The organism is Acidobacteriota bacterium, from assembly GCA_028874215.1.
Lineage (GTDB): Bacteria > Acidobacteriota > UBA6911 > RPQK01 > JAJDTT01 > JAJDTT01.
Map to the genome: position 1 here is coordinate 73,783 of JAPPLF010000093.1, position 24,405 is coordinate 98,187.

The window sequence follows — 24,405 nt, forward strand, 5'->3', positions numbered from 1 at the left end:
GGAGGCTCCCCATATGTTAATATGAAGGCAATCCAACCGGCGTCCTCAAGCCTGGGAGAAACCATGAAACTAACGCCAAAACTTCTGTTGCTGGCTGCTCTCCTCGTCATCGTTGGAACGGCGCCAACGGCGGCCCTGGCCGCGAGCCAGGGATCCGACCGCGAGTCCCGCCGGATCGAGGAGGAGCGGGACCGGCCCCAGGGCCGGGCCGCCCTGACGGTGGAGGTCGATCAGGTGCGGTTGGACGTCACGGTCCGTGACCGCAAGGGAAACCTGATCCAGGGGCTTCAGCAGGAACACTTCGACGTCTATGAAAACAAGGTGAAGCAGAAGCTCACCCACTTCAGTCCCATCGAAGCTCCCATCACGGCCGTCCTCGTGACCGAATACAGCGCCGTCCTGCCCTGGGAGATGCTCTACGAGGCTTGGCTCGGGTCCCGGATCTTCGCGGAGAACATGCGAAAGGATGACTGGGTCGCAGTGGTCGCCTACGACCTGAAGCCTGAAATCCTGGTGGACTTCACCCAGGACAAATTCGAGGTCTATCGGGCCCTGCAGCGCCTGAATTATCCCGGCTTCCGGGAGAGCAACCTCTACGACACCATCTTCGACGTCCTGGACCGAATCGAAGAGGCGGAAGGCAAGACTGCCGTCGTGCTCCTCTCGACCGGGCTCGACACCTTCAGCCGAAAGAACATGGGAGAGGCCCTGGACAAGGTCAAGAGAACCAACGCGGTGATCTATCCCATCAGCATCGGCCAGAACCTGAGGCTCCGGTACGAAGACCGTTTTTCCACCACGACGAGGATGGACTTCTACCAGGCCGACGTGGTCTTGAAGGAGATGGCCAAGTACACCGGAGGAGAGGCGTTCTTTCCCCGCTTCGTGACCCAGTTCCCCAACATCTTTATGACCATCGCGAATCTGCTGCGGAACCAGTACTCCTTGGGCTATATCTCGACCAACACCAAGAAGGACGGGAAGCTGCGCCGGATCAAGGTGGAAGTGAAGGTAGACGTCAACGGGGACGGCAAGATCGACAAGCTCAAGGTCGCCCACCGGAGAGGCTACCTGGCTGAAAAAAGAGACAAGTAGACGACGACGGAGCGGCCCCATCGTGCTGCTCCGGCGTACCTTCTCCCGCTCCTTACTTCCCGCTCGCCACTCCCCGCCGTTCCTTTTGCCCGTCTCCGGCACGGCGTACGGGAATGCTCAACTGCTCCACCACGTTCAGGTTGAAGCCCTCCAGGCCGACGATTTTCTTGGGGTGGTTGGTGAGCACCCGGATGTTGCGTAGACCAAGATCGGCCAGAATCTGGGCTCCGACGCCATAGTCCCGGAAATTGGCGGGATATTGGATCTCTCCGGTGATCTCCCGCAACAGCCGGTCCTCCTTGTCGGTGTACCTGAGATAGACCAGGACTCCCCGGCCCTCGGCCTGGATCAACTCCAGGGCCTTCCGCAGTTCGCGTCCCGAGTCATGCTTCAATCCGGAAAAGACGTCTCCCAACAACAAAGCGGAGTGGACTCGAACCAGGACCGGTTCATCGGTGTTCACCCTGCCCTTGGTCAGGACCACGTGACGGTTCCCGTCCAGCTCATTTTCATACAGGACCAGTTGGAACCGGCCCTGCTCGCACTCGAAAGGAATCTCCTGGATTCGTTTGACGAACCGTTCGGTCCGGAGCCTGAACTTCATCAGGTCGACGACCGATACGATCTTGATGCCGTGCCGCGCGGCGAAACGCTGGAGGTCGGGCAACCGCGCCATGGTGCCGTCCTCGTTCATGATCTCGCAGATGACGCCGGCCGGGTCGAGGCCGGCGATCCGGGCCAGATCCACGGCCGCTTCGGTCTGGCCGGCCCGTTCCAGGACGCCTCCGGGCCGGGCCCGGAGCGGGAAGACGTGCCCCGGCCGGATCAAGTCTTCCGGACGTGTTCTGGGGTCGATGGCGGTCAGAATGGTGGTGGCCCGGTCCGCGGCCGAGATTCCCGTGGAGACGTTCCGGCGGCCTTCGATGCTGACGCAGAAGGCGGTCTCGTACATCGACTCGTTCCTGGAGACCATGAGAGGGATCTCCAGCCGATCCAGCCGTTCTGGAGTCATGGGCATGCAGATCAGGCCGCGGCCGTGAGTGGCCATGAAGTTGATGCTCTCCGGCGTCACCCTTTCGGCCGCCATGGTCAAGTCACCTTCGTTCTCGCGGTCCTCCTCGTCCACCACGATGATCATCTTGCCGTCGTGGATGTCCTCGATGGCGTTCTCGATGGAATCCAGGCTCATGTCTGAAGACTGCTCCTACAATTCTTCCTTACTTCACCGGCGGGAGCCGGCGAAGCCAACGCAGCGAAACCTGAGACCGGGTCTGAAAACTGACCAGGGCGAGACGATACTTGCGTTCCGTATATTCCAGAAGGACGGGATTGTCCGGGTCCTTCAACAACACCCATTCGGCGCCCCGATCATCCTCCGCCCGTATGACGGCGACCTCGTGCGGGCGCCGATTCACACTGAGCCGGAAACGATCGTCCTCCAGCAATTCGAGCTTGCGGGGAAAGCGGTTCACCTTGATTCGCGTCCTGCCCTTGGACACGAGCTCTCCATAGGTCTTCCGCGAAAACCAGATCGTCATGACCTTCTTGGACTCTTTTTCCACACCCGGCTCGAAGAGTCCGAAGAGACTGAAACTGGTCCCGTTGAGCACGGAGTTGCGAAAGAGATGGAGGGTTCCTTGATTGGCGAAGGACTCCCACTCCAGGACCACGTCGGGACCGAAACGCGCCAACCGCAGGATCCACTCCCGTTCCACGGGACCCGAGTAGCTCTTGTAGATGAGAACCGAGTTGGGCCCCACCTCCAAGGATCCGGCGCCTGCCGCCTTCGAGCTAGCCGGAAAAATCAGCAGGCTGCCCAGTATGGTGACGAACGTGTGTTTCCACATACTTGCTGATCAGATCCGCTTCCAGGTTCACTCGATCCCCGACCGCCATCGTCCCGAAGTTGGTGACCGCCATGGTGTGGGGAATGATTGTGGCCTCAAAGCCCTTGGAATTCAACGCCGACAGCGTCAGGCTCACGCCGTTGACGGCAATGCTTCCCTTGAAAGTACAGTAGCGCAACACTTCCGCCGGCGCCTCGATCCGGAAGATCCACGAGTTCCCTTCGGGCAGCTTGGAGACCAGGCGTCCGGGCGCGTCCACATGTCCCTGCACCAGGTGGCCCCCCAGGAAATCGGAAAGCTTCGCCGCCGGCTCCAGGTTCAGTGGATCTCCGGTTCGCTTGTCCGAAAGATTGGTCCGGAGCAGGGTTTCGGGTGTCGCCTCCACCTGGAAGGCCTGCCCGTTCATGCGAAATACGGTGAGGCACACGCCGTCCACGCTGATGCTGTGACCGATCTCCAACGCCCCGAGGAGCCCGGGGCTGCATTGCAGGGTCAGCCTCGCCCCCCAAGGCCCCATCTCCTGCTCCCTGATCGGGGCCGTCTCCCGCACGATTCCGGTGAACATGCGATTTCTAACCTCGCTTCACGGCTTGCCGCCTGGCCAGTTTACTACGACGGGGGCTGACACCCTTCCGGCGCGCCGCTCGATTCCCCCGCTTGAGCCGGCGGACCTCCCAATCCGCAAGTTCCCGGTATTGCCCCGGCGCCAGTCGTCCCAGCCTCAACGGGCCGATGGCGACCCGTCTCAGCTTCATGACCAGGTGGCCGACGACCCCGAACATGATCCGGAGCTGCCGGTTCCTGCCCTGCACCAGAACCACTTCGTACCAGGGGTTGTTTCCCGGCTCCAGCAATCGGATGCGGTGGACCGCCATCCGTTTACCCTTGGCACGAATCCCGCGCTGGAGGCGCCGGAGCGCGGCCGGCGACGGGGACCGCGCCACCTTGACGTGGTAGACCTTCTCCAGCCCACCGGCACGGGTGACGTTTCGGACCAGGTCCCCGTCATTGGTGAGCAGCATCAGGCCCTCGCTTTGAAAGTCCAACCGGCCCGCGGGAACCAACCGGACCCGGGAGGGGACCAACCTGGTGACGACGGGCCGGCCGCGGGGATCGGAGACGGCGCTCAGGACGCCGCGCGGCTTGTTCACGATGTAGTATTCGGTCTTCTCCGGACGCAGCAGGACACCGTCGATCCGGATCTCGTCCCGGGCCGGATCCGCCCGCGTTCCCAGCCGGTCGACGACTCTTCCGTTGACCGTGACTCGGCCCTGGAGGATGAACTCCTCCGACTTCCGCCGGGAAGCCAGGCCGGCGTGGGCCATGATTTTCTGCAGACGCCACATCGTTCCGGGTAGATCTTACGCGCCACGAGGGGGAACTTTCCTGTCCCCCCGTCCTTCAGCGGCTCCTCGCGCGTTCGACTGCTGCATCGGCGTTCGGCGGTTAGGAAACCGCCGCTCCGGCCGGAAGGGCGATTTCCTAATCGCCTGGTCCGGCAACTCAAGAATCGGCGGCTGGGAAACCGCCGCCCCGGGAATCTTCTAGCTGGAAAGAATCTCCTCGAACTCGGCGAGAGTCGGAAGCTCGCTCAGATCGTTGAGGCCGAAGTGGACCAGGAATTGCCGTCCGATGCCGTACAGGATCGGGCGTCCCACCGTCTTCTTGCGGCCCTGAGCCTCGATGAGCTTCTTCTCCAGCAGGGTCCGAATCGTCGAGGTTCCCTTCACCCCCCGGATCTCGGCGATCTCGGGCATGGTCACCGGCTGCTTGTAGGCAATGACCGCCAGCGTCTCCAGTGCGGCCAGCGAGAGCCGCGCCGAAGGCCGGCTCTTCAGATACCGGCGGATGGTCTCGTGGTGCCGGGCATGACTGTTCATCCGGTAGCCTCCGGCGACCTGCCGGATCTCCACCGAGTCCTGAACCGTATTGAACTCTTTCGCCACCTCCCTCACGAGCCTGGAAAGGTCCTGGGAGGAAGTCTCCGGAAAGACCTGGTGGAGTTGAGGGATGGATACGGGTTCCTTGGCGACGAAGAGAACCGCCAGGATCTGTGAAGCGAGCGGATCCTTCAACATGCCACGATTCGAATGTCCTGAAAGGCGCCCTTCTGGAAGAGTCGAATCTCGCCCAGCCGGACCAGTTCCAGGAGCGCCATGAGGGCAACCACCAGGTGGCGCCGGGAAATGCCCCGCTTGAAGAAGAGTGAGAAGAAGAACTCGCCCTCCAACTGGAGGAGCCGGCGAATCTCGTCGATCTTGCCGTCCAGCGTCACGTCGTCCCGATCGATCTCCACCAGGATCCGGTCCTTGTACCGGTTCACGATCCGGTGAAACGCCCGGACCACGTCGAAGAGATCGACCACGACCATCTCCTTTTCCTCCTCCGCGAACTCGTTCGTTCCCCGGGTCCAGGAGGACTGCTCCAGGATCTCCTTTTCGTGGAGCAGGTGGGCCGCCTTCTTGAACTGCTCGTATTGGAGCAGATCCCGGACCAGTTCCTCCCTGGGATCTTCCTCCGGTTCCGGCTCGGACAAGTCGTCTTCGGGGAGGAGCATTCTGGACTTGATGTGGATCAGCGTGGCCGCCATGACCAGGTATTCACCGGCCACGGTCATGTTCAGATCCCGCATCAACTGCAGGTAGTCCAGGTATTGCCGGGTCACCCGGGCGATGGGAATGTCCCGGATGTCCAGTTCCTGGGTCCGGATCAGGTGGAGCAGCAGGTCCAGCGGGCCCTCGAAGACATCGAGCTGAACCTGGCAAGTCTCCGTCTCGGTCACCATTGCGAACGCCGGTCGTAATTTATATTCATGGCCTGACGCACCTCCCCCAAGGTCTCCCGGGCGCGGCCCCGAACTCGCCGGCTGCCCTCCACCAGGATCTCCTTCACGCTCTCCCGGTCTTTCTCCAATTCGACGCGCTTCTGGTGCAAAGGCTCCACGACCGGGATCATTCCTTCGAGCAGCCGGCGCTTGCAGTCGATGCAGCCGATCTTCGCCGTCCGGCAACCCTGCGCCGCCCATTCCTGTCCCTCGAGCGGCGTGAAGACCTTGTGGTGGTCGAAGACCGGACACACCTCAGGGTCGCCCGGGTCGGTCCGGCGCACCCGCGCCGGGTCGGTGACCATGGTCATGACCTTGCGGCGAATCTTGCCCGGGTCTTCCGACAACTGGATCACGTTGCCGTAGCTCTTGCTCATCTTCCGGCCATCGGTGCCCGGCAGCCGCGGCGTGGTGGTGAGTTTGGCCTGGGGTTCGGGAAAGACGCGGCCGAAGAAGTGGTTGAAGCGCCGGGCGATCTCCCGCACCAGCTCCAGGTGGGAAACCTGATCCTCGCCCACGGGCACGACTTCGCCCTTGTAGATCATGATGTCGGCCGCCTGCAGAACCGGATATCCCAGGAAGCCGTAGTTGGAGAGGTCCTTCTCCCGCAACTGCATGACCTGCTCCTTGTAGGTGGGAACCCGCTCCAGCCAGGGCACGGGAACCACCATGGACAAGAGCAGATGGAGCTCGGCATGCTCCGGCACCAGGGACTGGATCATCAGGACCGATTTTTCAGGATCGAGGCCGGCCGCGATCCAGTCGATGGCGATCTCGATCACGTTGTCCTGGACCGCGCGGGTGTCCTGGTACTCGGAGGTCAACGCGTGCCAATCCACGATTCCGTAGATGCAGTCGTACTCCTCCTGCATGCCGACCCAGTTGTCCAGGGCGCCGATGAGGTGTCCCAGGTGCAACCGTCCCGTCGGCCTCATGCCGCTGAAAACCCGTTTCTTGGTCACGTTTTCGGCCTCCCTATTGCCGCGGCCGCCGTCCGCATTCGAAAGCGACGCCCATGATTTACCAGATACCCCCGTCTCGCAACCGGGGGAAAGGCGACTCCGGAGCGGCGACATTCTTGTCGCCGACTGGGCCAGGCGACTTTCCTGTGGCCTCTCGTCGGCGACAGGAAAGTCGCGGCTCTACTATAATGGCCCCCCGTGAGCGGCCTCCTTTTCAACACCGCCTTTGCATTTTATGTGGCCGGACTCGCATTCAGCACTCTCGTCTTCTTCGCCAACAAGGCAGCCCTCTTTCGAATTGCGGTCGTCACGGTGGGGATCGGCTTCGGATTGCACTCCGGATTCCTCATCGCTTCCGCGGTGGAGACGGCACACTTTCCGCTCACCGGTCTTCGCGATTCCCTGGGGTTTTTTGCCTGGACCGTCTCCCTGTGCTTTTTCGTTTCCTACGTCCGGTACCGGATCCGGGCCCTGAGCACCTTTCTGCTGCCGGCGGTGGCGGCACTGATGCTGGGCACGGTCTTTCTGAAGGCCTCGCCCATAAAACCAATGCTTAGCAGCGCTTGGCTCTACGTGCATACGCCGCTCATGTTCCTGGCCTACGGCATGTTTCTGGTCACTTTCGTGGCGGGCGTCCTCTACGTGTTCGAGGAACGCGAGCTCAAGAACAAGAAACCCAAGACCTTCTACTATCAGCTCCCTTCCCTGACCACGCTGGACGACCTGTTCCTGAAGTTCCTGGTGGCCGGCTTTTCCTTCATGACCGCCGGGCTCCTGACGGGGATCGTCTGGGCCGAGCAGGACTGGGTCAACGGATGGCACAAGGATCCCAAGGTCGTATCGGCCATGGTCACCTGGTGCATCTACCTGGCTCTGATCTACCTGCGGCTGACGGCGGGCTGGCGGGGAAAGAGAGCCGCGGTGGTGAGCATGGCCGGATTCCTGTGGGTGCTGTTCACCTATCTGGGCGCCAGCTACTTTGGAGGCCTTCACCAGTTCTAGCCCCATCGTTCCCCTCCACAAGCGGAGCGGAGAGACCTCGAACATGCATCCTGTCCTGGTCGGATTGAGCCACAAGACGGCTCCCATCGAAATTCGGGAACGGGTCGCCTTCCGCGAGGAAGCGGTCGCGTCGGCCCTGGAGGCGTTGCGCCGCGACTACCAGTTGCGGGAGAGCATGATCCTTTCGACCTGCAACCGGGTCGAAGTTCTGGCCCAGGGTGGAGACGACGCAGAGACCATCGACGGCATCAAGGACTTCCTTTACCGTTACCACTCGCTGGAGCCCGATTCGCTTGAGCAATACCTGTACGCCCTGCGGGAGCAGGATGCCGTCGTACACGTTTTCCGGGTGGCCAGCAGCCTCGACTCCATGGTTCCCGGAGAAGCCCAGATCCTGGGACAGTTGAAACAGGCGTACGCCGTTTCGGGGCAGGCGGGAGCCGCGGGAACGGCGCTGAAGGCCCTTCTTCCGTCGGCGTTTCGGGTCGCCAAACGGGTCCGGACCGATACCGGCATCTCCCAATCCGCGGTTTCGGTCAGTTCGGTGGCGGTGGAGCTGGCCCGGAAGATCTTCGGCAGTCTCAAGGGCAAGTCGGTTCTGCTGCTGGGCGCGGGCAAGATGGCCGAACTGGCCACCCGCAGCCTGGTCCGCTCCGGGATCTCCCGGGTCTTCGTCGCCAGCCGGACCGAGGCGCGATCCCGGCAACTGGCTTCGCTTTTCGGCGCCACGTCGATTCCTCTGGCCGACCTGGAAGAGCGCCTGCCCGAGTCGGACATCCTGCTGGTCTCCACCAGTTCCGACTCCTACATCCTGGGTCCCGAGACCGTCAATGACGCGGTCCACCGGCGCAAATACGCGCCCCTGTTCATCATCGACATTGCGGTCCCCAGGAACGTGGACCCCCGGGTGAACCAGATCGAAAACGTCTTCCTTTACGACATCGACGACCTGCAGACGGTGATCGGGGCCAATTTGCGGGAACGCCGGCGCGAAGCCGAGCTGGCCGAGGAGATCGTCCGGCGGGAATCCGAGCGCCACATGCAGCGCATCGCTTCCATGAGCCTCGGCCCGCTCATCGCCGACCTGAGAGGCCGCCTCGAAGAGATCTGCCTGGCTCAACTGGAACAGAGCCGCCAGGGAATGACCGACGCCGACTCCAACCGGATGGAACAGATTCTCCGCAAGACGGCCCGCCGCATCGCGCACCCCATCATCATGGAGATCAAGTCGCCGGCGCAGGACCCGCAGCGGCGCCTGCACAACATCCAGATGATCAAGCAGGCATTCGGTCTGGACAAAGGGGAATGACGCGAATCCGCGTGGGATCGCGGGGCAGCCCCCTGGCGTTGCGGCAGGCCGAGATCGTCTGCCGCGAACTGGAGCGGCGCCACCCCGGCGTCACGACCCGGATCCGGGTGATCCGTACCAGCGGAGACCAACCGCGGCCCGAACCGCAGTTCGCGGGACTCTCGGTGAAGCGGATGTTCGTCAAGGAGATCGAGGATGCCCTCCTCCGGGAGGAGATCGACCTGGCGGTCCACAGCCTCAAGGACCTGCCCTCCGAGCTGCCCCCGGGGCTCTGCCTGGCCGCCATTCCCGAACGTGAGGACCCAAGGGACGCGCTGGTTTCCTCGCTCGCCGTTCGAAGTCCAAGGGAGATCCCCCGAAACGGCCGGATCGGCACAAGTTCACTGAGACGGACCGTCCAGTTGCGGCTACTTCGTCCCGACCTGGAGATCCTACCTCTGCGGGGGAACGTGGGCACGCGAATCCGGAAGATGGAAGAGCAACGCCTGGACGGGATCGTATTGGCGGCCGCCGGTTTGAAGAGACTCGGCCTGGAAGACCGGATCGCATTCACCTTCTCCCAGGACCAGATGCTTTCCGCCATCGGACAGGGCGCCCTGGCGGTGGAATGCCGGTGCGGCGACCGGCAGACCCGGGACCTGTTGGCTGCCCTCGACCATCCTCCGACCCGCGTCTGCACCGACGCCGAACGGCGGTTCCTGGAGCGAATGGGCGGAGGCTGCCAGGTTCCCATGGGGGCGCATGCCTCCCTCACGTCCGACGGCAGCGAGTTTCAGGCCGTCCTGGCCAGCCCTTACCGGCCCATCAGTCTCCGCCACCGCGTCCACGGACCCGAACAGGAGCTTCCGCAGATGGCCCTCGACGCCGCCGAGTCGATCCTCTCCCGGGGAGGCGGCGAAATCCTTCGCGAATTGGAGGAAAGGGGGCCGGCATGAGCCGTCCGTTGGAAGGACGAAAGATCCTGGTGACCCGGAGCCGCACGCAAGCGAGCGAGTTCTCCCGGCTCCTGCGCCAAGCCGGCGCCGACGTCGTGGAGATCCCGTCCATCGAGATCGTGCCCCGGCCCAACCGGGAGCTGGATCCATGCATCGCCAGGGCCCACCGGTTCGACTGGCTCTTCTTCACCAGCGTCAACGGGGCCGAGATTTTCCTCTCACGGGCACGGGAGTCGGACGCTCCCATGTCCGGGAAGGATGGACCGCCCCCCCGAATCTGCGCCATCGGACCGGCCACGGCCCGGCGAGTGGAACGGTTCGGCCGGGAGGTTCACCTGGTGCCGGTGCGCTACCAGGCGGAGGGCGTCCTGGAGGCGTTTCTGGAACTTCACTCGAACCGGATCGAAGGCCTGAATATACTGATTCCAAGAGCCAGCCAGGCCCGCTCCCTGTTGCCCCGGGAACTGACCCGCCACGGCGCTCAGGTGGAGGTAGTTCCCGTCTACGACACGGTGGTCCCTGAGGAGAGTCGAGTGGCGCTCAAGCAGGCCCTCGAAGCGGGCGCACCCGATCTCATCACCTTCACGAGTTCGTCCACCGTCCGCCATCTGATGAATCTGGCGACCGATCCGGACGGCGTTCGGTCCGTTCCCTGCGCCGCCATCGGACCCATCACGGCGGCAACGGCCTGCGAGCATGGAATCCAAATAGCGGTCGAATCCCGGGAATCCACCATCCCGGGACTGTTCGCGGCCATCTGCAACTATTTCGACCAGAAGGGTGCTCGGAGACGATTGTGAAAGAACAGTGCCGCGAACACTACGACCAGGGCGAGCGTTGACAATTCTTCGCCGCCCGGTTTCGGAAGAGTTCCATCCCCGGTTTCGCGCTTTCCCAGGACTGCCGTCAGGTACTGCTGGCGGGCCAGGCAAAGTGGGTCCTGGCCTGCTCAAGATCGAACGTCTCCGGGTCCCAGTGGCCGTACCATTCCTTGAGCTCGGCGGGGTCTTCCTCCCAGGGATCGACTCCCGTCTGCCGGAACTTCACAAGACGTTCGTAGCCGGGGATCTTTGTCCGTCAAGCACGCTCCACCTCGAACGCCGCCAGGTTGCGAGACTCCTTGCTGAACTCCACGGCGATCAGATAGATCGGCTGTCCTGACCCACGGTACTTGTCCGCGTACCGTTTGGACTTCAACTGTGCCATCGCGCCGCCCTCCGGCTCGAACTCCACCACCTTGAACTCCAACAGGTAGACGTTGCCGTTGAAACGGACCGCCATGTCCAGGCGCCCGTGGCTGCTGCTGTCCTCCACGGTGATGTCAAGACCGAGAGCCGCGAAATAGGAGTAGACGACCTTCGCGTAGTAGCCCTCATAGTCGGCGATGTCGTTGTTCGTGTACCAGTCATAGGGAATGCTGGCGAAGAACGCATGAAACAGTTTCTCGAGCCCGGAGAAGTCGTTGGCCTCCAACAACCGGTACAGGCGGACGCTGTTGGCCATCTGCCGCGACGAGTCCCGCACCAAGTGACGCAAGAGGCTGCGGTTCAGACTCTGCCGGACCTCACGGTTGGGATAGCCCAATCGATAGAGAAGCTCCCCACCAAGATCCTCGGTCCCGGTGATAGTGAGGTACCCAGTCTGGAAAAGCAGCGCTTCCGTTGCCATTTCATCCACGTCGAAGGTCGAAAGCAGATCGCCGCTCCCCACCATGTCATCCAACGCCAGCGCGCTGACCCGACGCTTGAAGAGCGTTTCGACCAGAAAGGTCGGCGTACCGGTTTCGAACCAATAGGCGCCGAATCTGCGACTGTCGAAGAGCAGGAGGATGTCGAAGGGGTTATAGATTTTTTCCTGGCCCAACCAACTGTAGCCGTTGTACCAGTCGCGGATTTCCTTACGGTCGAGGCCCGGGAGTTCCGGCGCGAACACCGTGTCCAGATCCGACTCGGTATAGCCACAGATGGCAGAGTAGCGCCGGTCCAGAGTGATGTCCTGGAGATTATTGAGGCCGGAGAAAAGGCTTGCCTTGGAGAACTTGCTCACTCCGGTGATGAAGCTGAACCGGATGTGCGCGTCCCTGTCCTTGACGACCGCGTAGAGGCCACGCAGAAAGTCGCGATTGGCACGAGCGGTCTCCGGTGCCTCCAGCGCATCCAGAATCGGCTTGTCATATTCGTCGATAAGCACTGCCACGGGATGGCCGGCCTGTCGATGCAAGGCCTCGATCAGGGAGGCAAAACGTCCGGCCGCCGTGGCGTAGTGGGCAACCACACCCGCGCGGCGCTCGGCGGCGTCAAGCTGCTCCATGAGATTCGCCTCGACGTAGCCGGGCTCCTTGAAATTCCCGCCGCCGAAGCTCAGATTCAATACCGGATGGCGGACCGACCAGTCCCAGCCGTCGTGGATGTCCAGCCCCTCGAACAACGGTTCGTTGGCCTGGAAGAGCTCCTTCAGAGTGTCCAGGAACAGGCTCTTACCGAAGCGGCGCGGCCGCGACAGGAAGTAGTGCGCGCCCTGACCGAGCAGCCTGCGGATATAAGGCGTCTTGTCGACGTAGTAGCAATTCTGCTCCCGAATCTTGCGGAAGGTCTGGATGCCGATGGGCAGTCGGCGTCTCGGCATGAGCGCAGGTTACTTCGGTGAACAAGGGAGATCAAACGTCCGCCACCGCAACCGGCCGATCCGGGTCGCTTCCGAAAGGAGGGATGGATTCGGGGTCATGGTGGAGAACTGGGACTCTGTCCGGACAGGACCGGGCAGAAGGGGACCGTCCCTTTCCCGGTCCCGCCAAGGCTAACCATAGCCGATTCTCCACGACAAATTGTGCGGACAGGTAAACTTCGAGAAACGTTGGAAACCGGGCTGGCGCCCGAAGGAGATTCGTCATGCAGACCGATGCAGTGCAACGGCGCGTTTCCACTCCAGAGGAACCATCGCGGACATCGCCCGATCCAACCGACGAGGCGCGTTTGCGCACGGCGAGGTGGGCATTTCGGCGATTCCACGGGCAGTGCTTCTGGTACCTGCGCGTTGACCTGGAAATAACGCGGGCAGACCTCCCCATGATTGTCGATGGCCTGAGAAAGAACGGCGGCCATGCGGGATTTCTGCTCGCCGCGAAGCTATGCCGCTAACCTCTGCACAAGCCGAAATCCTGCGCCGGATCGCCTCGAATCGCAGCCCGGAAAACGACGTTGCCGGCGCTACGGTCCTCCATCGAGACGCCGATTCGCCACGATTCTCAGACGATATCAATCTGTTCCACGACCTGGACGACAGCATTGCCCGGAGCGCGGCGGCGGATGCCAGATCGCTTCGGCATGCCGGTTACGCGTTCTCATGGCTACTGCGCACCTCAACATTCCAACGAGGTCTTGTGGAAATCGCCGACCAGCAGTTGAAGATGGAATGGGCTTACGACAGCGCGTTCCGCTTTTTCCCGGTCCAAACGGACGACCTCTGCGGTTATCGGCTACATGACGCCGACGCTGCGACCAACAAGGTTCTGGCCCTGGCGGGACGCAGTGAGATTCGCGACTTCGTGGATGTGTTGCACCTGCACGACACGTATCTTTCGCTTGGCGCTCTGGTATGGGCGGCCAGCGGCAAAGACCCCGGCTTCACGCCGGAGTTCCTGCTGGACCAAATGGGACGGCACGTCGCCTACCGGCAAACGGATCTCGATCGCCTCAGCTTGAGGAAGCCGCTTGATCTCAGGAGACTGAAGCTGCGCTGGATCGCAGCGGTCGAAGCGGCCACAACGACCCTGAACAAGCTCCCTCCTGAAGAGGTGGGCTGCCTCTATCTCCTACCGGATCTAAGGCCTCGGACCCCGGATCCGGCTTCGCCCGATTTTCCCCGGCTGACACGCCACTTCGGGCGCGTTCGAGGGGCCTGGCCAACGATTTCGCCTTACCAGGGGTGATGTTTCGCTTGCGAGGCAAGTGTGCACCCACAAGGGGGTGCCCCGACATACGGACAGCATCGGCCGTACCGGCTCGAACAGCCGCCGTCACTACCTCCGGAACCGCACGTTCAGCGTCAGCTCGCTGGTGACGATCTCTCCCTTGGAGATGGCCGGCAGGAAGCGCCAGGAGTTGCGGATCGTGTCGAGGGCCATCTGGTCCAGCTTCTCGTCGACGCCCTCCACCACTTCAAGGTCGTAGACGCCTCCCCAGGGACTGATCATGACGCTGACGACCACCACGACCGGATCCTTCAGGTGGGCGGCGGCGCTCGGGAGTTTCGGTTCGGAGCCCTCCGCGAGAACGGTGGGAATGACCTCCGAGTCGGGAAAGTACCCGCGCAGCCGGGCGTCGATGTCCGAGGCCTTGTGGAGAATTCCATATCCCCGGGTGAAACCGATGTCCCGCACCATGGCGGCCGAATTGGCCGCCTTCAAATCCAACTCGGTCACCATGGAGGCCAACTGGTCGAATTGTTCCCCGGTCAAGGGTTCCAGTTCCAGAATGCGTCCTCCCACCTTGAGGTAGCACCTGTCCGGCGGCGTCGCGAAGTGATACCGCCCCGCAATGTTGTATCCCAGAAAGGAGTGGGGCTTGATCAGGCCGCTCACCTGGTAGACGTCCCTCGGGCTGGGCGGATCCTCCCGGACGATCAGGTGTCCCTGGCCGGTTCGGCCCTCCGCGTCCACCAGCACCAACTCGTAAGCGCGCACGGCTTCGAAGCTGTCCCCCAGGTTGATGAAATTCAGGATCGCCATCGCGGGGTCCAGCAATTCCACCGTCACGACACGTTGATCGGACAGATAGAGAAAATACCGGGATCCCTCTGCAGCCACGGAACCTGCTGTGAGGGCCCAGACCATCAGTCCCAGAAACATTCCCGGCTTCTTCCACATATGCCAGCACTCCATGATCCGGAATTCTAACCGGTCACCAATTCTCGCTGCCGCTGAACCCAATACGCGGCCCCCTCGTCTAGATAGATGAAATCAGGAAGACGAAAGGTTGAAACGAATCTCAGGCGCTGCAATTCCACTCCTCATCGTCGCCCTGTTCCTGACCCCTGCCTCCCGGGCATCCGAATCCACCGGGGAGCAACTGCTTTCGGTGGCGGCGGGTGGAACGCTTCAGGTCCACAACGATTTCGGGCGAACGTTCATCCGGGGTTGGGACGGCGACCGGGTCAAGCTCCGGTTTCGGAAGCTGGCTTCCGATCCGAATCGTCTGGACAAGATCGCCCTCGTGACCCGGGAAGGCCCCAAGCAGACGCAGATCTCGGTTCGATTCGACGATCACGTGTCCGAATCCGCCTACCTGGAGATTCATGCTCCACGCTCGCTCGGCATCCTGGTGTGGGGAACCCATAGTGCCATCGAACTCCACGGGTTGGAAGGTCCGGTGCAGGCCTGGACTCTCTCCGGACTGTTGACCTCGGAGGACGTGACCTCTTCCGTATCTCTTCGCACCCAGAGCGGCGACATCCTCTTTCGGACTGGAACCCAACCCCGCGGCGACATCCGTCTGGAGTCTTTCGGGGGAAAAATCACCTGCCAACTGAGCCCGGATCTGGACCTCCGTGGATGGATCCGAGCCGGCGGCACCCTCTCCTGGAACGGGGAACTTGAATTGCAGAATGGGTCCCTGCAGAGGAACCTCGGGGTCGGGGGGCCTCTGCTCTACGCCAGCAGCCTCAGTGGCAACGTGCTCTGCAAGATCTTCCGGCCCGACGGCTTTCGAAAACCGCCGAAGAGAGTCGACCAAGTGCCGGTCGAACCGTTGCTTCCCCCGGCTGGAGTCCAAGGCATTTCCCATGTGCCGGAGGAGAATCAGGAACGAGAGGTTCCGCGGCCGGTTGCGGAGAATCCTCATCCCGACGAACCGGACGAGCCTGCGGAACCCGGCGATCCGGTGCGCACTCAAGTAAAGGCTCCGGGTCCCGGATACTCTCTCAAGGTCCTGGTGAACTGGGTCTACCTGAACGTCTCGGTTCGGGACCCGCGCAACAACCGGAGCGTCTCAAACCTGACGCGGGACGACTTCCTGGTCTACGAAGACGACGTGCTCCAGACCGTCGAGAAGTTCGAACCCACCGAGGCGCCCTTCCGGGTGCTCCTGCTGTTGGACGTGAGCGGAAGCACGCGGCCCCATCTGGACATGCTCCAGCGGGCTTCGGCCGACTTCTCCCGTGAAATCAGGAACAACGACCAGATCGCGATCGCCACCTTCAATTCCCGCAGTTGGCTGATCCTTCCCTTCACCAGCGATCGCGAGAAGGTGCGCACCGCTATTGACGGGATCTACTCCGGCGGCGGGACGGCGCTCTACGACGCCCTCATGGACTCATTGACCGAGTACTCGGACGGAAGCCACGCGCGCCAAGCCATCGTGGTCTTTACGGACGGCATCGACAACCAGCTCACCGGAAACCACGCCGAGGGTTCCAGCACCACTTTCGGACAACTGTTCGGAGAGATCCGGGAGTCGGATTCCTTGATCTATCCCATCTTCCTGGATCACCGGAACAACGTCGGGCCGAGGCCGCGCGGGATGTTGGGAGGCCTTCTTCAGAAGATTCCACAGCGCAGGCGTCCGACCATCTCCATCAAGCAAGAGGACCGGAACGTCTACCTCCAGGCGCGCCGGCAACTTGCCAGCATCGCCGACCAGACGGGCGCCCGGTTTTACTCGCCACGGCGGATCCAGGAGATGGAGACGATCTTCTCGGAGATCGCGGACGATCTCCGGGTTCGCTATCTGCTGGCCTACAACGTTCCCCAGCCGCAGCGGGACCGGTCGTGGCGCTCCATCCGGGTCGAGATCCGGGATCGTCCGGACCTGGTGACGCGCACGCGGCAGGGATACTACTCCAGTTCGGATTCGGACTGACCTCGGCGGTGACGATTCCGCATCGTTCCGCTACGCAGCCGCCATTTCGCCCATTCTTCGCGTGATTGCGGCCTCCGGTTCTTTCGTACAGGCGATCTCCAATTGGATTCCGGTGGAACCCGGTCGTTCAAACGAAAGACGGCACCCTCGAGGGGTGCCGCTGCGAATTGCGGATTGGACGCGCCGGGATGGGTGGGTGAGGGATTTGGGGACGATCGCGGTGGAATCGTCACCGGATCAATAGCCAACAGACAGGAACGGAGGCTTTCCAGCCTCCGATTCGGGGGGGACAGGAGAGTCCCCCCTCCAACGGCGCGACGGGATCAGGCGGCCGGGACCGTGAGGTAGCCGGCGACCTGATTCCGAACGATACGGGTGATGACCACTTCGTAGGGCTTGTCGACCCCGTCCACGAAGAAATAGACCGGCTCGTTGGCGTACTGGCGCTTCTTTTGGATCCGCTTGCGGCCCACGTAGATGTCCAGATCGAACCGCTGTTTCTTGGCGTTGGCGTCCCGCAGATTCAGATGAACGTCGAGAACCTTGATGAATCCTCCCTTTTCCTGCAGCTCGAATTCGATCTTTTCCCGCTCCAGAGACCGGGAGAGCTCAGCCAGGCGGTCGCTGGTGGAGTCCAGATCGCGGTCCAGCCGGTCGAGTCTCCGCTTTGAATTGGCCAAGCCGGCCCGGTTGACGCCGGCGATCTCCGTCAGATTGGTCAGACCGGCCGAGACCTGGTCCACCTGCTTACGGACGCCCTCGTTCGCTTTCCGGAGCCCCTCGGTTTCACCTTGGAGCTTCGTCATGTCCTCCTGGTCCGCCTTGTTCGTCGCCAACGACTTCAGACCCTGAGTCTGCTGATCCTGCTCCGACTTCAGGCCCTGGAACAGATCCCGATACTGGCTCAGCTCCTTGTCCTGGGATTGGATGCGGTTCCCGCGCCGGGTCGCCCCTTCCTCCAGCGTCCTGATCTTTTCGCCGGAACTCTCCAGGATTCGCTTCATCTGATCCAACCGCGACTCGCTGTCCGTCAGGTCCTGGTTGAGACGCTGGATCTCCTGGTGCGTGTCCCAGAAGAGGTATCCCCCCAGACCCAGGCCAATGCCGACCATCGTCCAGATCACCGCTCCGGCGAGGCGAGCTGCCCGGTGTGGGGCCGGAACCGGCTCCCGGTCAGGGTCTCCGCCCACCGCCGCCAGCAACGGATCCGCAAACTGTTTCCTGTCATCCGATCTATCCATTTCGATCCTCCCTGCGAACTGTTTCAGACCTCGCCAGATCAACCTCGATCTGCCTGTTTGGATAGACGATGGAGAGTTCCGGAAGGTTCAGACGCGGCGACGGCGCCGTATTCGCCGGGTTATTGCGCGACCGCGAGAAGCCGTCGGGGCCGGATGGCGCGTCGACTCGCATGCCGGAATGACACCGACTTGTATAGAATGAAAGACCTGATGTCGCGTGCCGCGGGAGTGATGATTCTCATGGGATTGGCCCTGCCCGCCTTCATCTTCTACAACATCTTTTTCTCCGGACCGTCCACTCCCGGATTGGCCGAGGCGGTGGAGATCACCGAGCAGTTCAACCACCTGGCCGGTGGGGATTTCCGGGTCCTCAGCGTCCATGAGGCCGGTCCCACCGTCCGAGCCAGGATCGTCCTGGAGCCGCCTGCCACCGATGACGGCGACATGCACCTGAGGGGCTTGAATGCCCAGTACGACTTCCAGTCGGTATTGGGGCGCGACCAGGATCTGGGGGTCGTGGTGGGTGAAACTGACGACGCCGGAGCTTTCAGGTCCCTGGGCGTGATCTTCTTTTCCGCGGCGACGCAGCAGTCCCGCTTTCGCCGTGTCTCCGCCGGGTCCTCCGAATGAAGCGGACTCCTCTCTACCACGCACACCTGGAGCGGAACGGCCGGATGGTGGATTTCGCCGGCTGGGAGATGCCCGTCCAGTATGCAGGCGCCCTCAAGGAACACCTTGCGGTCCGGACGGCAGCGGGACTCTTCGACGTGAGTCACATGGGGCAGATCGAGATCCGGGGCCCGGACGCCCTGGAATTCACCCAGCAGATGACCTGCAACGACCTGTCGCGCCTGGAGGAGGGACAGGCTCAATATTCGGCTCTGCTCTACCCCGGAGGGACTTTCGTCGACGACATCGTCATCTACCGGATCCATGCCGGACATCTGCTCCTGTGCGTGAACGCTTCGAACCGGGAGAAGGACGTCCAATGGCTGCTTGAGCACCGGAAGGGAGATGTCGAGATCCGGGACGCCAGTGACGAATACGCTCAACTGGCGCTTCAGGGCCCCCGGTCCCAGGCGATCCTGCAACGTCTGACGCGGTTGGACCTGGACTCCCTGTCGTACTACCGGTTCACCCTGGGACGAGTCGCCGATGCCGACTGCCTGGTCTCCCGCACCGGGTACACCGGCGAGGACGGCTTCGAGTTGTACGTGTCGCCGCAGAAGGCCGCCAAGGTCTGGAACGACCTTCTGGACGCCGGCGGACCCGCGGGCATCCAGCCCGCGGGCCTCGCGGCCCGCAATACGCTTCGGCTGGAGGTCCGATACCTGCTCTACGGCAACGACATCGACGAGACCACCAATTCCTGGGAAGCGGGCCTGGGCTGGATCGTCGACATGGATCAGGGGCCGTTCATGGGGCGGGAGGCCCTGTATCGAATCCGGCAGGAGGGACCGGCAAGAAAGCTGGCCGGATTCGAAATTACCGGACGAGGCATCGCACGCGACCACGACCCGGTGCTCATCGATGGAATCCGAACCTCACAGGTCGCCAGCGGAAGCTATTCGCCGTCGGGCCGGAAGAGCATCGGATTGGCCTATCTCCCGGTGGAGAAGGCCGTCCCCGGACAAGAGCTGGAGATCCAAAACCGGCGACGCATTCTTCCGGCCGTCGTGGTGAAGACGCCCTTCTACCGGCGCCGCTGATCGGTGTTGAATCATCGAGCCCGGTTGGGTAAATAGTGGACGCCCCCCAACGGGGTGGGTGCCCGGCGGTTCGGGCCCCCAAAACCGGAAGGAAGAGAATATGACGATCCCGGAAGGGCTTCGATACACCAGGGAACATGAATGGATCCGTGTCCTTGAGGAGGGCCGGGGCCGCGTGGGAATCACCCATCACGCCCAGGATGAACTCGGCGACGTGGTTTTCGTCGAACTCCCCCGGACGGGCGACGAATTGGGCGGTGATGACGTCTTCGGCACCGTGGAATCGGTCAAGGCCGTCTCCGACCTCTACAGCCCGGTTTCGGGGACAGTCACCGAGGTCAATGAATCCCTGGAAGATCAGCCGGAGCTGGTCAACGACGACCCCTACGGCGAGGGCTGGATGATCCAGGTGGAACTGGGCGACCCCGCCGAGCTGGACGGGCTCATGTCCGCCCAGGAGTACGCCGCGTTCCTGGCCGAGGAATCCGGGCACTGATCCGCTTGACCCATGCGCTACATTTCCCTGACCCCGCAAGAAAGGCAACACATGCTCCAGGCCATCGGCGTGGAGAAGACGGAGGACCTGTTCGAGTCCATCCCGGTGGGAGTCCGCCTGGGCCGGCCGCTGGATCTGCCGGAGCCGCTTTCCGAATCGTCGCTTCTGGCCGACTTCAAGTCCATGGCCCGCAGGAACGCCTGCGCCGAGGATTTCGGCTACTTTCTGGGCGCCGGCGCGTACCACCACTTCATTCCCTCCGTCATCGACACCCTGGTTTCGCGCTCCGAATACTTCACCGCCTATACGCCCTACCAGCCGGAAGTCAGTCAGGGAACTCTCCAGGCCATCTTCGAATACCAGACCCTCATCGCTCAGCTCACCGGGATGGAAGTGGCCAACGCCAGCCTCTACGACGGGGCCAGCGCCTTGGCCGAAGCGGTCATGATGGCCTCCCGGGTGACCCGCCGGACACGAATCCTGGTCCCGGAGGCGCTCCATCCGAACTACCGGAAGGTTCTCGGCACCTATACGGGGAACCACCTTTCCGTAACCACCGTCCCCGCCAATTCCGCCGGCTCCATGGATCCGGAGACCGTGGACGCCCTCCTGGACGACCGGACGGCGGCGGTCGTGGTCCAGTCCCCCAACTTCTTCGGCGTCGTGGAGGAGATGGAGGAATTGGGCCGGCTGGCTCACCGGCGCCGCGCTCTGCTAGTGGCCGTCACCACCGAGGCGCTCTCCCTGGGGGTGTTGAAACCGCCCGGTGAGATGGGCGCCGACATCGTGGCCGGAGAGGGGCAGAGCCTGGGACTCCCTCTGAGCTTCGGGGGACCGTACCTGGGGCTGTTCGCCACCCGCGACCGCTACAAGCGGCAGATGCCGGGCCGCCTCGTGGGCCAGACCGTGGACCGGAAAGACCGGCGCGGTTTCGTCCTGACCCTCTCCACCCGGGAGCAGCACATCCGCCGCGAGAAGGCCACCTCCAACATCTGCACCAACCAGGGCCTCTGCGCCCTGGCGGTGTCCATCTTCCTGTCCACTCTGGGCAAGAACGGCATACGAGAGCTGGCCGAGCAGAACCTGAAGAAGGCCCACTACCTCAGGCGAAGATTGGCCGGCCGCCTGGTCTTCTCGGGGCCCGTATTCAACGAAATGGTGCTGCGGGTGGACGACCCCGAGAGTCTCAACCAGGAGCTCTACCGGGAAGGGATCATCGGGGGCCTGCCCCTGGGAACCTGGTTTCCGTCGCGCCGGGACCAGATGCTGGTCTGCGTCACCGACCAGAACACCCGGCGCCAGATCGACCGCTTCATCCGCGTTCTCCAGCAAAGCCGCGTGACCGTATGAATCGAACCAGTTCCGTCTACAACCTCAACGAGCCGCTCATCTTCGAGCAGTCCTCGCCGGGGAAGGCCGCCTACAGTCTTCCTCCCCTCGACGTGGAGGACACACCCATCGAAGAGATCCTGGATCCGGGACTGACCCGGCAGGAGGTCGGGGGATTCCCGGAAGTGAGCGAGGTGGAGATCATCCGGCACTACACCCGGATGTCGACCTGGAACTACCACATCGACCTGGGAATGTATCCGCTGGGTTCCTGCACCATGAAGTACAACCCCCGGCTCAACGAGCGGACCGCCCGCATGCCGCGGATCGCCCTGGTGCACCCCATGCAGGAGGCCGCTCTGTCGCAGGGGAACCTGGAGCTCATCCACCGTCTCCAGGAGTGCCTGCAGGAACTCACGGGCCTGGACGCCGTCACGCTCCAGCCGGCGGCCGGGTCTCAAGGAGAAATGGTGGGGATCCTGATGGTGCGCGCCCACCATGAGGCGCAACAACGGCAACGGCGCTACGTCCTGATCCCCGACTCGGCACACGGCACCAACCCGGCCAGCGCTGCCATCGCCGGGTACCAGGTGGTCTCGATTCCCTCCGATTCCGCCGGCAGGATCGACATCCGGATCCTGCGCGAGCGCATGAACGAAGACGTGGCCTGCCTGATGTTGACCAATCCCAACACGCTGGGGATCTTCGAGAGCCGGATCGAGGAGATCAGCCGGATCGTGCACGATCAGGGCGGACTCATCTACATGGACGGGGCCAATTTCAACGCCCTCATGGGCTATGCGCGCCCGGGCGACATGGGAATCGACGTGCTCCACCTGAATCTGCACAAGACCTTCTCGACTCCCCACGGCGGGGGAGGTCCCGGCTGTGGAGCCGTCGCCTGCCGAGGCTTGCTCGCCCCCTATCTGCCGTTACCCGTGATCGAACGGGACGGCAGCGGTTACCGGGCCGACTCGGATCGTCCCCATTCCATCGGTCCGGTCCACGCCTTCCACGGCAACTTCGGCATGATGGTGCGGGCTCTGACCTACATCCTCACCTGCGGCGGGAGCGGACTGAAGCAGCTCACCGAGACCGCCGTGCTCAACGCCAATTACATCCGCGCCCGGCTTCAGGAATACTTCCACCTTCCCTACCCGACTCCGTCCATGCACGAGGCGGTCTTCTCGGACAAGACCCTGGAGCCCTACGGAGTCAAGACGCTGGACGTGGCCAAGCAGCTCATCGACGAGGGCTTCCATCCGCCGACGATCTACTTTCCCCTGATCGTCCGGGGTGCCATGATGATCGAACCCACCGAAAGCGAGAACAAGGCGGAGCTGGACGCTTTCGTGGACGCCATGGTGCGGATCTACCATCGAGCCCGGGAGGATGCGGACGCCGCCCATGAAGCGCCCCGCCTGGCCAAACGGACCCGGCTGGACGAGACCCGGGCCGCCCGCCGTCCGGTGCTGAGGTGGAGTCCCGGGGAGGAAGGGTAACCAGGAGGACCGAGACGCGGAGGGCCCGGTGGTGAGTCGTCGGAGTCGAGCTGTTGTGCTCAGCGCCTGCTGGCTGCTGGCGGTCCAGTTTCTCCAGGCCCAACCCTCCTCGGATCCCGTTCCCCCCTCCTTTCGAGTCCGGGCCAACTTCATCCGGGTCCCGGTCACCGTCTTCGGGCCGACGGGGAAACTCCTGACCCATCTGGAACGGGAACACTTCTCCCTGCTGGATGAGAACAGCCCCCGGGCCATCGAGAACTTCGTGCTGGACCAGGACCGCATCCACGTCGCTCTCCTGCTGGACGTGAGCGGCAGCATCCGCAACGAGTTGAAGCAGATCGCACAGGCGGCCCTGGACTTCGCCCGTTCCTTTCAGCGAACCGACCGGTTCTCCGTCATCACCTTTTCCGACCGCGTCCAGGTGCTCCAGGACTGGACTTCGAGCCTGAGGGCGGTCCGCCGGGCCCTCAGGAAGCTGGAACCGGGCTATCGGACCGCCATGTACGACGCGCTGTGGACCACCACCAACAGGCAACTCTCCCGGGTCGCCGGGAAGAAGGCCATCATCCTGCTCACCGACGGGTTGGACAACGAGAGCGGTCAAAGCTACGACCAGATCGTCCGTCGCCTGATCGCTTCCAACGTCGCCCTCTACATCATCAGCAGGACCCGCCTGATCCAGGACGAAGTAGGCCGCAGCAATCGCGTGGAATTCCTGAACCGGGTGATGTCCGAGTTGGTGAATCCGGAAGAGGACTTCGTGGACGCCTACTTCGAGCAGAAGGAGCAGGCCATGCTCCACCTGGCCGAAGCCACCGGCGGGAGGGCCCTCTTTCCCGAGAGGCTGGAGGAGCTTACGGACAGGTATCTGGAACTGGCCCGGGAGCTCAAGAGCCAGTACGTCCTCACCTTCCGTCCTCCGCCCAGTTCGGAACAGGCCTTTCGAAGCATCCGGGTCCAATGCAGCGAACCCACCGGCAAGATCCTCCACCGCCGCCAGTACTATTGGCCGAGTCCCCGGTTCTGAGGGGAGCGGCGACATTCCTGTCGCCGAATTGGACGGGCGACTTTTAGTCGCCCCGTAGCCGTGTAGCCGTGTAGCCGTGTAGCCGTGTAGCCGTGTAGCCGGAGGAACAATAATGTCGCCTCCCCGTCGCAGTTTTCCCGCATTCCGTCGTTAAAGAGTCTACTGGATGTTCCACTGTCAAAACTGGGCCGTTTCTGCCTGTTCAACCCCTGTCTCGTCGTTGCCCTCCTGCTGGGTGCGGGCCGCCTCCTGACCGAGGAGCAGCAGCGTCCC

The 24,405-nt window shown here is 62.8% G+C and carries 25 protein-coding genes; 14 read left to right on the plus strand and 11 right to left on the minus strand.

What is annotated here, in order from left to right; genetic code table 11:
* Nucleotides 1-63: 63 nt before the first annotated feature.
* On the plus strand, nucleotides 64-1,095 hold the full coding sequence (locus OXT71_18440) for a VWA domain-containing protein (protein ID MDE2928370.1): 1,032 nt from the start codon (nucleotides 64-66) through the stop codon (nucleotides 1,093-1,095).
* 52 nt (nucleotides 1,096-1,147) lie between these two features.
* Here OXT71_18440 and ribB read toward each other — a convergent pair whose 3' ends face one another.
* The 7 genes from ribB to trpS form a co-directional block, all read right to left on the minus strand.
* Nucleotides 1,148-2,284, minus strand: coding sequence for a 3,4-dihydroxy-2-butanone-4-phosphate synthase (gene ribB / locus OXT71_18445; protein MDE2928371.1), 1,137 nt, complete (start codon nucleotides 2,282-2,284; stop codon nucleotides 1,148-1,150).
* A gap of 28 nt (nucleotides 2,285-2,312) precedes the next feature.
* A complete protein-coding gene (locus tag OXT71_18450) occupies nucleotides 2,313-2,942 on the minus strand; it encodes a hypothetical protein (protein ID MDE2928372.1) in 630 nt (209 codons plus the stop codon).
* Nucleotides 2,887-3,507, minus strand: a complete 621-nt coding sequence (locus tag OXT71_18455; protein ID MDE2928373.1) for a riboflavin synthase — start codon at nucleotides 3,505-3,507, stop codon at nucleotides 2,887-2,889. The genes OXT71_18450 and OXT71_18455 overlap by 56 nt, the downstream gene beginning before the upstream one ends.
* Before the next feature lie 7 nt (nucleotides 3,508-3,514).
* A complete protein-coding gene (locus tag OXT71_18460) occupies nucleotides 3,515-4,288 on the minus strand; it encodes a pseudouridine synthase (protein MDE2928374.1) in 774 nt (257 codons plus the stop codon).
* A gap of 198 nt (nucleotides 4,289-4,486) precedes the next feature.
* Nucleotides 4,487-5,020: an SMC-Scp complex subunit ScpB gene (gene scpB / locus OXT71_18465; GenBank protein MDE2928375.1), complete on the minus strand. Its 534-nt coding sequence runs from the start codon at nucleotides 5,018-5,020 to the stop codon at nucleotides 4,487-4,489.
* Nucleotides 5,014-5,727: a segregation/condensation protein A gene (locus tag OXT71_18470; protein MDE2928376.1), complete on the minus strand. Its 714-nt coding sequence runs from the start codon at nucleotides 5,725-5,727 to the stop codon at nucleotides 5,014-5,016. Before OXT71_18470 ends, scpB begins: the two co-directional genes overlap by 7 nt.
* A complete protein-coding gene (gene trpS / locus OXT71_18475) occupies nucleotides 5,721-6,728 on the minus strand; it encodes a tryptophan--tRNA ligase (GenBank protein MDE2928377.1) in 1,008 nt (335 codons plus the stop codon). Before trpS ends, OXT71_18470 begins: the two co-directional genes overlap by 7 nt.
* Nucleotides 6,729-6,926: 198 nt before the next feature.
* Here trpS and ccsA point away from each other — a divergent pair, with 198 nt between their 5' ends.
* From ccsA to OXT71_18495, 4 genes are read left to right on the plus strand one after another with little or no spacing between them, the layout of a single operon-like run.
* On the plus strand, nucleotides 6,927-7,730 hold the full coding sequence (ccsA, locus tag OXT71_18480) for a cytochrome c biogenesis protein CcsA (GenBank protein MDE2928378.1): 804 nt from the start codon (nucleotides 6,927-6,929) through the stop codon (nucleotides 7,728-7,730).
* Nucleotides 7,731-7,773: 43 nt separating this feature from the next.
* The gene (gene hemA / locus OXT71_18485; protein MDE2928379.1) at nucleotides 7,774-9,039 is read left to right on the plus strand and encodes a glutamyl-tRNA reductase; all 1,266 of its coding nucleotides are present in this window, start codon (nucleotides 7,774-7,776) and stop codon (nucleotides 9,037-9,039) included.
* Nucleotides 9,036-9,974: a hydroxymethylbilane synthase gene (hemC, locus tag OXT71_18490; GenBank protein MDE2928380.1), complete on the plus strand. Its 939-nt coding sequence runs from the start codon at nucleotides 9,036-9,038 to the stop codon at nucleotides 9,972-9,974. Before hemA ends, hemC begins: the two co-directional genes overlap by 4 nt.
* Nucleotides 9,971-10,774, plus strand: a complete 804-nt coding sequence (locus OXT71_18495; GenBank protein MDE2928381.1) for a uroporphyrinogen-III synthase — start codon at nucleotides 9,971-9,973, stop codon at nucleotides 10,772-10,774. Before hemC ends, OXT71_18495 begins: the two co-directional genes overlap by 4 nt.
* Nucleotides 10,775-10,880: 106 nt before the next feature.
* On the opposite strand, the gene OXT71_18500 is transcribed toward OXT71_18495, so the two are convergent.
* Both OXT71_18500 and OXT71_18505 read right to left on the minus strand, forming a co-directional pair.
* Nucleotides 10,881-11,021 carry a hypothetical protein gene (locus OXT71_18500; GenBank protein MDE2928382.1) on the minus strand — a complete coding sequence of 47 codons (141 nt, stop codon included), beginning with the start codon at nucleotides 11,019-11,021 and terminating at the stop codon, nucleotides 10,881-10,883.
* A 30-nt stretch (nucleotides 11,022-11,051) separates the two neighbouring features.
* Nucleotides 11,052-12,599, minus strand: a complete 1,548-nt coding sequence (locus OXT71_18505) for an AAA family ATPase (protein MDE2928383.1) — start codon at nucleotides 12,597-12,599, stop codon at nucleotides 11,052-11,054.
* A gap of 263 nt (nucleotides 12,600-12,862) precedes the next feature.
* Between OXT71_18505 and OXT71_18510 the strand changes: the two genes are divergently transcribed.
* Both OXT71_18510 and OXT71_18515 read left to right on the plus strand, forming a co-directional pair.
* Nucleotides 12,863-13,111 (plus strand): hypothetical protein, encoded by a 249-nt coding sequence (locus OXT71_18510; protein MDE2928384.1) that lies wholly within the window; start codon nucleotides 12,863-12,865, stop codon nucleotides 13,109-13,111.
* Nucleotides 13,102-13,902, plus strand: coding sequence for a hypothetical protein (locus OXT71_18515; protein MDE2928385.1), 801 nt, complete (start codon nucleotides 13,102-13,104; stop codon nucleotides 13,900-13,902). The genes OXT71_18510 and OXT71_18515 overlap by 10 nt, the downstream gene beginning before the upstream one ends.
* Before the next feature lie 90 nt (nucleotides 13,903-13,992).
* Here OXT71_18515 and OXT71_18520 read toward each other — a convergent pair whose 3' ends face one another.
* Nucleotides 13,993-14,838: a TonB family protein gene (locus tag OXT71_18520; protein MDE2928386.1), complete on the minus strand. Its 846-nt coding sequence runs from the start codon at nucleotides 14,836-14,838 to the stop codon at nucleotides 13,993-13,995.
* A 109-nt stretch (nucleotides 14,839-14,947) separates the two neighbouring features.
* Here OXT71_18520 and OXT71_18525 point away from each other — a divergent pair, with 109 nt between their 5' ends.
* Complete coding sequence (locus tag OXT71_18525; GenBank protein ID MDE2928387.1) at nucleotides 14,948-16,828, plus strand: VWA domain-containing protein; 1,881 nt, start codon at nucleotides 14,948-14,950, stop codon at nucleotides 16,826-16,828.
* Nucleotides 16,829-17,151: 323 nt separating this feature from the next.
* Here the strand turns inward: OXT71_18525 and OXT71_18530 are convergent, their stop codons facing one another.
* The gene (locus tag OXT71_18530; protein MDE2928388.1) at nucleotides 17,152-18,069 is read right to left on the minus strand and encodes a hypothetical protein; all 918 of its coding nucleotides are present in this window, start codon (nucleotides 18,067-18,069) and stop codon (nucleotides 17,152-17,154) included.
* 189 nt (nucleotides 18,070-18,258) lie between these two features.
* Between OXT71_18530 and OXT71_18535 the strand changes: the two genes are divergently transcribed.
* The 6 genes from OXT71_18535 to OXT71_18560 all read left to right on the plus strand — a co-directional run bounded on the left by OXT71_18535 (nucleotide 18,259) and on the right by OXT71_18560 (nucleotide 24,132).
* The gene (locus OXT71_18535) at nucleotides 18,259-18,699 is read left to right on the plus strand and encodes a hypothetical protein (protein ID MDE2928389.1); all 441 of its coding nucleotides are present in this window, start codon (nucleotides 18,259-18,261) and stop codon (nucleotides 18,697-18,699) included.
* Nucleotides 18,696-19,778, plus strand: coding sequence for a glycine cleavage system aminomethyltransferase GcvT (gene gcvT, locus OXT71_18540; GenBank protein ID MDE2928390.1), 1,083 nt, complete (start codon nucleotides 18,696-18,698; stop codon nucleotides 19,776-19,778). Before OXT71_18535 ends, gcvT begins: the two co-directional genes overlap by 4 nt.
* Before the next feature lie 100 nt (nucleotides 19,779-19,878).
* Nucleotides 19,879-20,274, plus strand: coding sequence for a glycine cleavage system protein GcvH (gene gcvH, locus OXT71_18545; GenBank protein MDE2928391.1), 396 nt, complete (start codon nucleotides 19,879-19,881; stop codon nucleotides 20,272-20,274).
* A gap of 12 nt (nucleotides 20,275-20,286) precedes the next feature.
* Nucleotides 20,287-21,624 (plus strand): aminomethyl-transferring glycine dehydrogenase subunit GcvPA, encoded by a 1,338-nt coding sequence (gene gcvPA, locus OXT71_18550; GenBank protein ID MDE2928392.1) that lies wholly within the window; start codon nucleotides 20,287-20,289, stop codon nucleotides 21,622-21,624.
* Nucleotides 21,621-23,105 carry an aminomethyl-transferring glycine dehydrogenase subunit GcvPB gene (gene gcvPB / locus OXT71_18555; protein ID MDE2928393.1) on the plus strand — a complete coding sequence of 495 codons (1,485 nt, stop codon included), beginning with the start codon at nucleotides 21,621-21,623 and terminating at the stop codon, nucleotides 23,103-23,105. Before gcvPA ends, gcvPB begins: the two co-directional genes overlap by 4 nt.
* Before the next feature lie 31 nt (nucleotides 23,106-23,136).
* Complete coding sequence (locus tag OXT71_18560) at nucleotides 23,137-24,132, plus strand: VWA domain-containing protein (GenBank protein ID MDE2928394.1); 996 nt, start codon at nucleotides 23,137-23,139, stop codon at nucleotides 24,130-24,132.
* Nucleotides 24,133-24,405 lie beyond the last annotated feature (273 nt).